Source organism: Paenibacillus sp. PL2-23, from assembly GCF_040834005.1.
Taxonomy (GTDB): domain Bacteria; phylum Bacillota; class Bacilli; order Paenibacillales; family Paenibacillaceae; genus Pristimantibacillus.
This window is the reverse complement of the sequence record NZ_CP162129.1, coordinates 3,444,831-3,457,069: the sequence shown is the minus strand read 5'-3', so window position 1 is coordinate 3,457,069 and position 12,239 is coordinate 3,444,831. Positions and strand designations below refer to the sequence as shown.

The window sequence follows — 12,239 nt, the reverse complement described above, 5'->3', positions numbered from 1 at the left end:
CGCCAATGGAAAGCTGGCGGGGTTCTTTGCTGCGCTGGACAGTGTATAATACGAATGAAGAACGAATGGACGGTGAATGAGCATGAGAATGGAGATTATAGGGGGCGGCGCATTGGGGCTGCTGCTTGCGGCCAAGCTTGCCGCGTCAGGGGCCGATGTTAAGCTCTGGACGAGAACGGAGCGGCAGTGCAGGCTTATCGAAGCGAAGGGGCTGACGCTCCTGGACGAGAGCGGCGAGACGGTGCAGCGGCCCGCTGTCCAATGGCTGGGGCCTGAGGTTGCTTGTGATCGAGCAGACGGTCGAGGAGACAGTTGGGTTGTGCTTGCCGTGAAGCAGTCGGCCATCGGGGAGGAGCTGATCAGCCGGCTCCGCGGGCTGGCTATGGTCTCAGGGCAAGGCGCGATAGCGGGCATAGTCTGCCTGCAGAATGGATTGGGCCATTTGGAGAAGCTGGCTGAGGGTCTGCCTGGAGTACCCCTGTATGCTTCCGTTACGACGTCTGGCGCCAAACGCGAGGACGAGCGTACGGTCCGTCATACAGGCTCCGGCGGCCTATGGATTGCCCAGAAGGCGGAGAATGGCGCAGGAGATGGCGAAATCAGTGAGAAAGCTCAAAAAATGTTGCTTGAAACGCTGCGGAAGGCAGGATTCGAGACATTCCTGTCGAATGACATGGAGGATCGCATTTTCCAGAAGCTTCTGATTAACGCGGTCATTAATCCCTTGACAGCCCTATTCGACTGCTTGAACGGCGAGCTGCCGAACGACAGAAGACGATATGCGCTGATGGAAGCGCTGTACCAGGAAACGTACGGTATCTTGACTGCGGCGGGAATGAAGCCTAATTCGGGCAGCTGGGATGGGATCCTGGAGGTGTGCCGGAGGACGGCGTGCAACGTATCCTCCATGCTGGCAGATGTGCGAGCCGCCAGGCCGACGGAGATTGAGGCCATTAACGGCGCGGTCAGCAGGCTTGCGAGGGAGCGCGGCATGAGGTCGCCTCTGAATGACGCTGTGACAACAATGATTCAAGCTTATAACTGACGGATGAAAGGTGGTCGTGCATGGGGGTATTATGGGATAGCATTGAGAAGCTGTATGCGATTATCGCGCTTATTCCGATCCTGCCCTTTGCAATTGTTCTGATCGGCTACGGCGCCATTATACATAACCGAAAAAAAGCGCTGCTTATGGCCATAGACGTATCGAACGCTTTTTTTATTCTGTGCGTGGCTGCGCTGTTCAATATGCTGTTCGACAGCGCGTTCGGTTTATATGGCATCCTGCTTGTCCTTGTGCTGGGCGGCGGGCTCATCGGCAACGCGCAGTTCCGCAAGCGGGGCAGCGTCGATGTGAAGCGCGTGTTCAGGGCGGTGTGGCGCATCAGCTTTGTAGCTATGGCGGCGCTCTACCTGGTATTTATGATCATATTGCTTGGCAGAATTGTGTTTACCGTCGCCTAACGATTGAAGCATATCGACAGCGCCCCTCCCATATAGGGGCGTTTTGCTTTGACTGGCGACTTCTTCTTTGTGTACAATGGCTGTGGCATAGCTTTTCATTTCCATACATACTTACATAGATCCATTCGGGAGGCGAGGGCAGCATGCTCACGAAAGAATCGTACCAACTACCTATCGCTCAGCCTTTGACGGAAGCTTATATGAAGCAATCGGATGACCGGATTGCGGCGTTGTACGGCTATTATTCCGGCAGCCGTCAGGATTGGGAGAGACGGCTCCTTGCACTGGAGGAGCGCTCCGCTCTGCGTGCGGACAAGAGCAAGCTTGCGGAGGTTCTTCGCGCCTATAACGGGCGCTTAGGGGCATCCAACGAAGTCATGGCCTCCATCGACCGAATCGCGCAGGGCGCTCCCGTCGTCATTGGCGGACAGCAGGCAGGCCTGTTGACAGGTCCGCTGCTTGTCATCCATAAGGCGGTATCCATCATTCAAGCGGCCAAATCGGCGGCTGAGCAGCTGGGGCGCGACGTTGTGCCCGTGTTCTGGATTGCGGGCGAGGATCATGACTGGGACGAGGCGAATCACGCATATGTTGTGACAGCAGAGCAGGAGCTTCGGAAGCTGGCCGTAACCCGTCCGGAAGGACCGCGGGCTTCCGTCAGCGCCACGCGCATCGAAAGCGAGGCATGGGACGGGCTGCTGCGCGAGCTGGATGAGGCGCTGCCGTCATCCGAGTTCAAGCCGAGCGTGCTGGAGAAGCTGTCGGAGTTGTCTAGCAGGTCCGGCTCGCTCAGCGACTTGTTCGCAGGTCTGCTGGGTTATTTGTTCGGCTCGGAGGGGCTCGTCCTGATTGACGCAGACGATCGTTCCCTGCGGGAGCTGGAGTCCCCTATGTTCCGCACGCTGCTGCTTCGGAATGACGAGCTGGAGAAGGCGTATGCGGCTACGGCGGCACACATCCAGTCCTTCGGGTATTCCCTGCAGGCAGAGGTAACGCCAGGCAGCGCGAACCTGTTCCTGTTCCATCCGGAGCGGGGCGGCGAGCGGACGCTGCTGTACAAGAATGAGACGGGGTTCCAGGACCGCAGAGGCCACTCCATGTGGTCCAAGGAGGAGCTTCTGCACATCGCGGAGCAGCAGCCGGAGCTGCTCAGCAATAATGTGCTGAGCAGACCGATCATGCAGGACTATTTGTTCCCCGTGCTCGGCACCGTGCTGGGCCCTGGTGAAATTGCTTACTGGGCGCTGACTGGCGAAGCGTTCCGCAAGCTGGATATGGAGATGCCTATCCTGGTGCCTCGCATGTCCTATACGTTGATTGAAGGCACAATCGCCAAAAATATGACGAAATACGAGCTGGAGCTCGCGGATGTGCTTGAACGTATGGAGGCGCGGAAGGAGGCATGGCTCAAGCAGCAGGACAGCCTGAACGTCGAGCAGCGGTTCGGAGCCGTTAAGGCGGCGTTCCAGGAGATGTATCAGCCGCTCATCGATCTTGCGGCGTCGGTGCAGGCGGGTCTGGCTAAGCTGGGCGAAACGAACATGGCGAAGATCATGGAGCAGATCGACTACCTGGAGGCCAAAACAACGGACGCGAACCACAAGCAGTTCGATGCAGCCCTACGTCAGCTCGATCGCATTGCGACGGCGATCGCGCCGCTTGGCAAGCCGCAGGAGCGCGTGCTGTCGATGGTGATCTACTGGAATCGGTACGGCGATGCCTGGCTGCAGAAGCTGTTGGAGGCTCCCTACAGCAGAACCGGGGGCCATGAGACGGTTCACTTATAAGTGGTAAAGTTATCATAATTGGAGGTTTAACTATGACAAACGCAGTACAAAACAGCATCATTACAGATCCGTCGCTGGCGCCGGAGGGCCATCTAAAGATAGATTGGGCCAGCGCGCATATGCCCGTGCTTAACCGGATTAAGGAGCAGTTCGAGACGGAGAAGCCGTTCCAGGGCTTGAAGGTTGCGATCTCGCTCCATCTGGAGGCGAAGACGGCTTACCTCGCGAAGGTCGTACAGGCCGGCGGCGCGGAAGTGACCATTACAGGCAGCAATCCGCTGTCGACGCAGGATGACGTATGTGCAGCGCTGGTGGAGGACGGCATCACCGTATTCGCCAAATATAACCCGTCGGCTGCGGAATTCAAGGCGCTTAATATGAAGGCGCTGGAATGCAAGCCGGATCTTCTCATCGACGATGGCGGCGATCTCGTGACGCTGCTGCACTCCGAGAGCAAGGAGATGGCGGTCAACCTGCGCGGCGGCGCGGAGGAGACAACAACGGGCATCATCCGCTTGAAGGCGCTGGAGAAGGATGGAGCGCTCAGCTTCCCGATGGTAGCTGTTAATGATGCCTTCTGCAAATATTTGTTCGACAATCGCTACGGCACGGGCCAATCCGTATTCGACGGCATCAATCGTACGACAAACCTGGTTGTAGCAGGCAAGACGGTTGTTGTGGTAGGCTATGGCTGGTGCGGCAAGGGTGTTGCAATGCGCGCCAAAGGCATGGGCGCAAACGTTATTGTGACCGAGATCGACGCGATCAAGGCGGTTGAGGCATACATGGACGGCTTTGCCGTCATGCCGATGCTGGAAGCGGCCAAGCAGGGCGACATCTTCGTTACAGTGACGGGCAACCGCGATGTCATTCGCGGCGAGCATTACAAGGTCATGAAGAACGGCGCGATTCTGTCCAACGCCGGCCATTTCGACGTAGAAGTGAACAAGGTGGAGCTTGAGGCGATGTCGAAGGGCAAACGAACGGTTCGCCGCAACATCGAGGAGTACCAATTGGAGGACGGCCGCAGCATTTATCTGCTGGCGGAGGGACGTCTCGTCAATCTGGCGGCGGGCGATGGCCATCCGGCGGAAATTATGGACATGACGTTTGCCTTGCAGGCAATGTCCTTGAAGTTCATCAATGATCAGTATCAAGCCATCGGCAACAAGGTCGTCAATGTGCCTTATGAGCTGGACGAGCAGGTTGCGAGATTGAAGCTGGAGTCGCTTGGCTTCGGTATCGATACGCTGACGCCTCAGCAGGCCGCCTATCTGGACAGCTGGACGGAGCATTAATCCCCATATCGGAAGCGCGAGCCCAGATTCTCCCTGCATGAAGGAGAATCTGGGCTCTTCTTTTTTGCCCGGGCAACCTTTTGACATGAATTTCCGTCTATGTCAGCAAGACGCGTATCGTGGCGCGTACTTTCTAGCGATATAGGGGGCGTTGGCGTGTATCTAAACAGGGGGAAAATAGGCAAGAAAATAAGCCTGGCGCTGCTGGCCATGGCGATTATGGCGGCTGCCGCATTGGCGGGCTGCTCAGCCTCGGACCATGATAACGCAGCAGAGGATAAGGCGATGAGCTTTGAGGGAGCCGCGCCAGCCGATATGGCAAGCGGATCCTCCCAGAAGCTGATGAAGGGTGCTTCAAGCGGAGAGAGCGGCGGGGTCAAGGAGGAGAGCTTGCAGGACTCGGGCGGAGCACCGGGCTCTTCCGGCTCAGCGGCAGGCGTTGCGGGCATAACGTCACAGTCGGCAGGCATCGCGCAGGGCAAAATTATTTATACGGCGAATTTGACGATGGAGGTGGAGGAGCTGAAGGCGGCGTCCTCCAAGCTCCGCGACGCGATTCATCTGAGCGGGGGCTATATTCTTGAGTTTCAGGATACGCGGTATGATGGAGAGGTAGGCGCTACCTATCAGATCAAGGTGCCTGCTGAAGGCTTTATGTCCTTCATCGACGCCGTCTCCAAGATCGACCATTCGCATTTCGGCCAAAGCCTCTCCGGTTCAGACGTGACGGAGCAATATGTGGATCTGGAATCCAGGCTGAAGGCCAGGCAGCTGGTGGAGCAGCGCCTTGCCGAGATGATGGAGAAGGCGGTTAAGGCGGATGAGCTGCTTCAATTCTCCAACCAGCTAGGAACGGTTCAGGAGGAGATCGAAACCATTAAGGGCAAAATTCGTTATCTGGACAATAACGTGGCCTATTCGACAGTGTCTTTGAGGATGGTGCAGCGTGATCAGTCGGTCGCTTCCTCGGCAAGCGCCAACGAGCCTGGCTTCGGAACGAAATTGACTGACACGCTGAAGGGCAGCTTCGAGGTGGTCGTGGAAGGTGTGAAGCTGCTGATCATTATGGCAGCTGGCGCGTTGCCTGTAGCCGCTGTGCTGGCGGTCGTTCTCGTGCCGATCCTTATGGCCGTGAGGCGTCGACGGAGAGTCGGCGCAGGCGGGAGGAAGGCGGCCTATGGCGAGTCGATCGCTCCATCGGCACCATCGTCCGCTGCGGCGGAGGCGCCCGATCAACCGGATAAGGAAACTTAACAGGTTAAAATAATTTTTCAAAAATCCTGCTCATGGAGCAGGATTTTTATTTTAGGTGGCGAACTACTGTATTCAGTGGGGGAAAGTGGGGCAAAGTGGAGTGTATGGGGGAAGGAGTGGAGCGGAATTATGTTTATGGGGGAATATCAGCATAGCATCGACGACAAGGGTCGGCTAATTATTCCTGCCAAATTCCGCGAAGCGCTTGGAACAACCTTCATTGCTACGCGCGGCCTCGATCATTGCTTGTTCGTCTATCCCATGACGGAGTGGAGCGCGCTGGAGCAGAAGCTGAAGTCGCTTCCGCTCATGAAGTCGGACGCGAGGGCGTTTACCCGGTTTTTTTTCTCGGGGGCGACGGAATGCGAGCTGGACAAACAGGGAAGGGTAAATATACCCAGCCACCTGCGGGAATATGCCAAGCTGGACAAGGATTGTATGGTGCTCGGCGTATCAGGCAGGGTGGAAATATGGAGCAAGGGAACATGGGACGGCTACTACGAGCAGTCCGAGCAGACCTTCAACGAAATCGCCGAGAAGCTGGTTGATTTCGATTTCAACTTCTAGATGGATAAACGCTTAGCAGGATAGCGAGAAACAGGAGGACATAAAGCGTGTTTCAGCATGTAACGGTTTTATTGGAGGAAGCGGTTGACGGTCTGGCGATCAAGCCGGACGGCATTTACGTCGATTGCACGCTTGGGGGAGCGGGGCATAGCGAGCTTATTGCCTCACGCCTGGGCGCGGGAGGACGTTTGATCGCATTCGACCAGGACGACTGGGCGCTGGACAACGCGCGCAAGAGGCTTGCTCCTTATATGGATAAAGTGACGCTGGTTAGAAGCAACTTCCGGTATTTGGAGCAGGAGCTGATAGGCTGCGACGTCCCTATGAAGGATGGTCTGCCGCAGGTGGACGGGTTTCTGTTCGATCTGGGGGTGTCGAGTCCACAGCTGGACGAGGCGGAGAGAGGATTCAGCTATAATCACGATGCGCCGCTTGACATGCGGATGGATCGGGAGGAGGAGCTGACGGCGCATGACATCGTCAACACTTGGGAGGAACGCGAAATTGCCCGCATCCTGGATCGTTATGGCGAGGAGAAGTTCGCGAGGAGCATTGCCCGTAACATCGTGAAGGCTCGCGAGGCCGCGCCAATCGAGAAGACGGGCGAGCTAGCGGAGCTGATCAAGCTCTCTATTCCCGCTGCAACGAGGAGGACGGGGCCGCATCCCGCCAAACGCTCCTTCCAGGCGCTGCGCATTGCGGTGAATGACGAGCTGGGCGCGGAGGAGGAGGCGCTTGAGGCGGCGGTCCGCTGTCTCGCTCCTGGCGGCAGAGCCTCGGTCATCACCTTTCACTCGCTGGAGGACCGGATCTGCAAGCAAATATTCGCCAAATATGTGGAGAAGTGTACTTGCCCGCCTGACTTCCCGTTATGCGTATGCGGTAACAAGGGCGTGCTGAAGCTTGTAAATCGCAAGCCAATCGCGCCGGGGGAGCGGGAGCTTGAGCTAAACCCGCGTGCGCGCTCGGCCAAACTAAGAATTGCGCAAAAGCTTTAAGAGGTTGTTTGAACAACCACTTTAAGTGAATTATTTGATAAGAGGGGGATAACTAGTGGCATACGTAAATGGAAACCTTGCGCTTCAGCCGAAGCGCAAGCCGCAGCAGCAGGAAGTCATTCGCGAAACTCGAAAAGTTGTCGTTAAACGTAAATCCTTGCCCATGCAGGAAAAGCTTCTTTATCTTTTTACCGTAATCATTTGCGTGGTGGTGGCCGGGGTTATCCTCTCTCGCTACGCTCAAATCTATGATATGAATGTGCAAATCAAAGGGATGAATGCCGATTACGAGACGATGAACGTCGAGCTCGAGGAGCTGAAGCGGCAGGTCGAAAGGCTCAGCAATCCAGAGCGGATCAGGGAAATGGCCGAGCTGCAGGGCATGGTAAGGACCTCGGACAACGGCATTACAGTCAAAAAAGATAATGACGGCTTAAGCACGGCTATGCGCGAATAGGGTGTGACCATATGAACAAAAGAATTAGGCTGCGGACGCTGTTATTTGGAGGGGTAATGACCCTCCTTTTTCTCATTCTGATTGGTAGAATATTCTATGTGCAAGTGTTGCAAGGAGATTTCTATTACGAGAAAGCGAAGGCGCGCTGGGCTGCGGCCGACAAGCTGACAGCCAAGCGGGGCACCATAACGGATCGGAACGGCAACGTGCTTGCTATGGATACGATCGCTTACAATGTATCCGTTAATCCCAAGCTCATTCACGAGCTTGGCATTACGGAGGAGGTTGTGAAGGGGCTGCAGGAAACGCTGGACGCCCCCGAAAGCGACATTCGCAAGGCGGTAACCGCGAAGAAGGAGAATGGCGAATTCTATGCCCACCGGGAGCTCCGCAGAGGCGGATGGCAAATCGAGAAGCAGACAGCGGATGAGCTGACAGCGTTCCGTAACGAGCTGAAAGAAGAGCTCCTGAAGAAGAAGCTAGGCTACGATACGGGCATTATGATCGATGAGACGCTCAAACGCGAATATCCCCGCGATACACTAGCGTCGCAGCTGGTGGGCTATATCGATGTGAATCGGGAGAACAAAACGGGTATCGAGGCTTATTTTGACGAGCAGCTGACGGGCACGGACGGCATCTTCCGCTATCAGAAGGATGGTGTGAGAGTCCAGCTCTCAGAGGGCGAGATCGAATACAAGCCCCAGCAGGATGGCAGCAGCATCGCCCTCACGATTGACAATGACATTCAGTGGTATGTGGAAGAAGCGCTGCGAGGCATCATGGAGAAATACCAGCCCAAGAGCGCGACTGCTATTGCTGCGGATCCCCAGACGATGGAAATATTGGCGATGGCCAATATGCCGGAGTTTAATCCCAATGCCTACTGGGACGCTCCTTACGCCAACATGTTCAACCACGCCGTCGGGTCGCTGTACGAGCCAGGCTCCACGTTCAAGATCGCGACGCTTGCGGCCGCGGTGGAGGAGGGCCTGTTCAACCCGGATGAGCTGTATCAATCGGGTCGCTATAAGGTGCCGGGCGATACTCACGTGATCAGGGACCATAATCTTGACGGCTGGGGGACCATCTCCTTCCTTGACGGCTTAAAATATTCCAGCAATGTCGCGTTTGTCAAGCTTGGATTGGAGCGGCTCGGCGCGGAGAGACTGAGAGATTATATCACCAGATTCGGCTTTGGCCAAAAGACGGGCATCGAGCTGCCCAATGAGCTGACCGGCTCCATCCGCTTCCAATACAACATGGACATTGCGGCGGCGTCCTTCGGACAAGGCGTCTCGGTGACGGCGATTCAGCAGGTCGCGGCAGTAGCGGCCGTCGCGAACGGCGGCAAGCTGATGGTGCCGCATGTCATCAAGAGCGTAACCGACCCGAACACCAACACCACGATGCTGACGGAGCCAAAGGTCATTCGTCAGGTTATATCGGAGGATACGTCGCGCAAGGTAGGCGAATATTTGGAGCAGGTCGTCTCCGACCAGGAGATCGGCACAGGCCGCAACGCCTATATTGAAGGCTATCGCGTGGCCGGCAAGACGGGAACGGCGCAGAAGTATATCGGAGGCCGATATTCGGAGGAAAAGTTCATGGTGTCCTTCATCGGTTATGCGCCTGTGGACAACCCGCGTATTGTACTCTACATTGCTGTCGATGAGCCGAATGACCGGTACGCGGGCGGCGGCTCGGTCGCGGCGCCTGCCTTCCAGGAAATTGTCCGCAAAAGCTTGCGGAAGATGGGCGTAGCCCCTAATTGGGTGCCGGAGGAGAATTCCGGAACAAACGAAATTAAGGTCGTTGTGCCGGACATGGGCAAGCTTCAGGTTGCCAGGGCGAAGGATGAGCTGAAAGCCAAGGCGTTATCCTATGAAATTGTCGGAGACGGCGGGACGGTGCTTGCGCAAATTCCGTCGGAGGGCTCCATCATTCACCCGACACAGAAGGTATATCTCATAACAGAGCAGAAGGATAAGCTGCCAGTGCCGAATTTAACCGGCGTGTCGCTGCGGGACGCGCTGGAGCTGACCTCGATTATAGGGGCGAAGCTCCTGCCGCAAGGCTCAGGCTACGTCGTCTCCCAGCAGGTGGAGGAGAAGAATGGCGTCCGAATCGTGAAGGTGCAGCTGCTCCCGCCCGCAGGCTCCGAGCTTTACGACGAGGCAGCTGCCACTGTCGCCGCTTTGTCGGAGGAGGAAGCCGTCGAAGGCGAAGCGCAGCCTGCTCCGAAGGATGAACAGGCCGCAGAAAACTGATATCCTCGTCCGGGAAGCTTGTTCTATCCCCCCCTTGTCCCGAATAGGCTGAATAGAGTGTTTCTGCACGCTTTATGGTCGATTCAGCGTACGTCGGTACGAAGGGGGAGGTCCATTGTGAAGGTTTCAAACGTGACGGTTCGAAGGCGGCTGTTCCTGGTGCTGCTTTTTGCGGGTGTTGCTTTTCTGGCGTTATGTATTCGACTTGCTTATGTACAGTTGATTGAAGGGGCGGAGCTGTCTGCGAAAGCGGAGGATTCCTGGCGCCGGGATATTCCATATATGGGGAGCCGCGGCGAGATATGGGATCGCAACGGCGTCCGGCTGGCCTATAACGTCAGCTCACCGACCGTGTGGGCGATTCCTGTCCAGGTGAAGGACAAGGAGGGAACCGCTGAGACGCTGGCAAGGATGCTGGGCTCAACCGAAGAGAAGATGATGAGCTTTCTGACCAAGAAGGCGATGATCGTCAATCTGGGCACGGCTGGCCGCAAGCTTTCGCAGGAAAAGGCGGAGGAGATTCAAGCGCTTGAGCTGCCCGGCATCGTGGTAGCGGAGGACAACAAACGATTTTATCCTTACGGCAGCCTTGCCGCTCACCTGCTTGGCTTTACGGGCATTGACAATCAAGGGCTTACTGGCGTGGAGGCCAGATATGACGATATGCTCAAAGGCATTCAGGGCAATGTGTCCTGGTTATCCGACGCCGCAGGGCGTCAGATGCCGAATTCGTCCGACATTTATGTCGAGCCGAAGGAAGGGCTGACGCTGCAGCTGACGATCGACCAGGAAATTCAGACCATTATGGAGCGCGAGCTGGATCAGGCCATGACGGCGCTGCAGCCGGACGGCATTATCGCCATTGCCATGGACCCGAACAACGGCGAAATATTAGGCATGGCCAGCCGGCCGACCTATGAGCCGGACAAGTACAGGGAGGTCGCCTCCGAGGTGTATAATCGGAATTTGCCCATCTGGATGACGTATGAGCCGGGCTCCACGTTTAAGATTATTACACTGGCAGCCGCTCTGGAGGAGAAGAAGGTTGACTTGACGAATGAAACGTTCTTCGATCCCGGAGCCATCGAGATAGGTGGAGCGAGGCTTCGCTGCTGGAAGAAGGGCGGCCACGGCAGCCAGACGTTCTTGGAGGTTGTGGAAAACTCCTGCAATCCCGGGTTCGTGACGTTAGGCAACCGGCTCGGAAAGGAAACTTTGTTCCAATATATTAAGGACTTCGGCTTCGGCACCAAAACAGGGATCGACATCGGCGGGGAAGAAAACGGCATCCTGTTCAAGCTTAGTCAGGTTGGTCCTGTGGAGCTGGCGACAACAGCGTTCGGCCAAGGCGTGTCCGTCACGCCGATTCAACAGATTACGGCGGTGTCTGCGGCCATCAACGGGGGGACGCTATACAAGCCTCACGTGGCCAAATCCTTTATTAACCGCGAAACCGGAGAAACCGTACAGACGATTGAGCCTGAGGCGGTCCGCAAGGTGATCTCCGAGGAAACGTCGAAGCAGGTTCGCGAGGCGCTGGAGAGTGTAGTAGCCAAAGGAACGGGACGTAACGCGTTTATCGACGGCTACCGTGTCGGCGGCAAGACGGGCACCGCGCAGAAGGTTATCAACGGGCGGTATTCGCCGAACGAGCATATTGTTTCGTTTATCGGCTTTGCGCCGGCGGACGATCCACAGATCGTCATTTATGTGGCGGTCGACAATCCGCAGGGCATTCAGTTCGGCGGTCTGGTGGCTGCTCCCATTGTTCGCGGCATGATGGAGGATGCCCTGTCGGTGCTCGAAATTCCGCCCCGCGAGAATCAGATCGACCGGCTGTACAAATACGGGGATACGCCGATCGTGACCGTGCCGAACGTTGTAGGCAAAAGCGTCTCGGAGTTGTACGAGGACTTGAATATGAACTTTAATCTGACTTCCGCAGGCACAGGGCAATATGTCATTCGACAAGCTCCCGCGGCCGGCACGCGAGTAGACCGCGGCTCCACGATCCGGATTTACCTCGGGGACGAGGAGGACGTCGAGCAGACGCATTCCCATTAACCATCGCTTTTATAGACGTATAATAGGCGTATAAGCAACTGGGCCATTAACACGGCAGCTCTGGGCGGCATATAGTATCC

10 protein-coding genes are annotated in these 12,239 nt (G+C 56.4%); all 10 read left to right on the top strand.

Annotated elements, in window-relative coordinates; all coding sequences use genetic code 11:
• Positions 1 to 82: 82 nt before the first annotated feature.
• The 10 genes from AB1S56_RS15180 (at position 83) to AB1S56_RS15135 (ending at position 12,159) form a co-directional block, all read left to right on the top strand.
• The gene (locus tag AB1S56_RS15180; protein ID WP_340869202.1) at positions 83 to 1,045 is read left to right on the top strand and encodes a 2-dehydropantoate 2-reductase; all 963 of its coding nucleotides are present in this window, start codon (positions 83 to 85) and stop codon (positions 1,043 to 1,045) included.
• A 20-nt stretch (positions 1,046 to 1,065) separates the two neighbouring features.
• Positions 1,066 to 1,464, top strand: a complete 399-nt coding sequence (locus tag AB1S56_RS15175; protein WP_340869201.1) for a DUF3397 domain-containing protein — start codon at positions 1,066 to 1,068, stop codon at positions 1,462 to 1,464.
• Positions 1,465 to 1,607: 143 nt separating this feature from the next.
• Positions 1,608 to 3,251, top strand: coding sequence for a bacillithiol biosynthesis cysteine-adding enzyme BshC (gene bshC, locus AB1S56_RS15170; protein WP_340869199.1), 1,644 nt, complete (start codon positions 1,608 to 1,610; stop codon positions 3,249 to 3,251).
• A 32-nt stretch (positions 3,252 to 3,283) separates the two neighbouring features.
• Complete coding sequence (locus AB1S56_RS15165) at positions 3,284 to 4,549, top strand: adenosylhomocysteinase (protein WP_340869197.1); 1,266 nt, start codon at positions 3,284 to 3,286, stop codon at positions 4,547 to 4,549.
• A gap of 156 nt (positions 4,550 to 4,705) precedes the next feature.
• Positions 4,706 to 5,803, top strand: a complete 1,098-nt coding sequence (locus AB1S56_RS15160; protein WP_340869195.1) for a DUF4349 domain-containing protein — start codon at positions 4,706 to 4,708, stop codon at positions 5,801 to 5,803.
• A gap of 129 nt (positions 5,804 to 5,932) precedes the next feature.
• Positions 5,933 to 6,370 (top strand): division/cell wall cluster transcriptional repressor MraZ, encoded by a 438-nt coding sequence (mraZ, locus tag AB1S56_RS15155; RefSeq protein ID WP_340869193.1) that lies wholly within the window; start codon positions 5,933 to 5,935, stop codon positions 6,368 to 6,370.
• A 47-nt stretch (positions 6,371 to 6,417) separates the two neighbouring features.
• Complete coding sequence (gene rsmH / locus AB1S56_RS15150) at positions 6,418 to 7,368, top strand: 16S rRNA (cytosine(1402)-N(4))-methyltransferase RsmH (protein WP_340869192.1); 951 nt, start codon at positions 6,418 to 6,420, stop codon at positions 7,366 to 7,368.
• Between the two features lie 55 nt (positions 7,369 to 7,423).
• Positions 7,424 to 7,825, top strand: coding sequence for a cell division protein FtsL (gene ftsL, locus AB1S56_RS15145; RefSeq protein ID WP_340869191.1), 402 nt, complete (start codon positions 7,424 to 7,426; stop codon positions 7,823 to 7,825).
• Between the two features lie 11 nt (positions 7,826 to 7,836).
• Positions 7,837 to 10,095, top strand: a complete 2,259-nt coding sequence (locus AB1S56_RS15140) for a penicillin-binding transpeptidase domain-containing protein (protein ID WP_340869189.1) — start codon at positions 7,837 to 7,839, stop codon at positions 10,093 to 10,095.
• 117 nt (positions 10,096 to 10,212) lie between these two features.
• Positions 10,213 to 12,159 carry a stage V sporulation protein D gene (locus AB1S56_RS15135; RefSeq protein WP_340869187.1) on the top strand — a complete coding sequence of 649 codons (1,947 nt, stop codon included), beginning with the start codon at positions 10,213 to 10,215 and terminating at the stop codon, positions 12,157 to 12,159.
• Positions 12,160 to 12,239 lie beyond the last annotated feature (80 nt).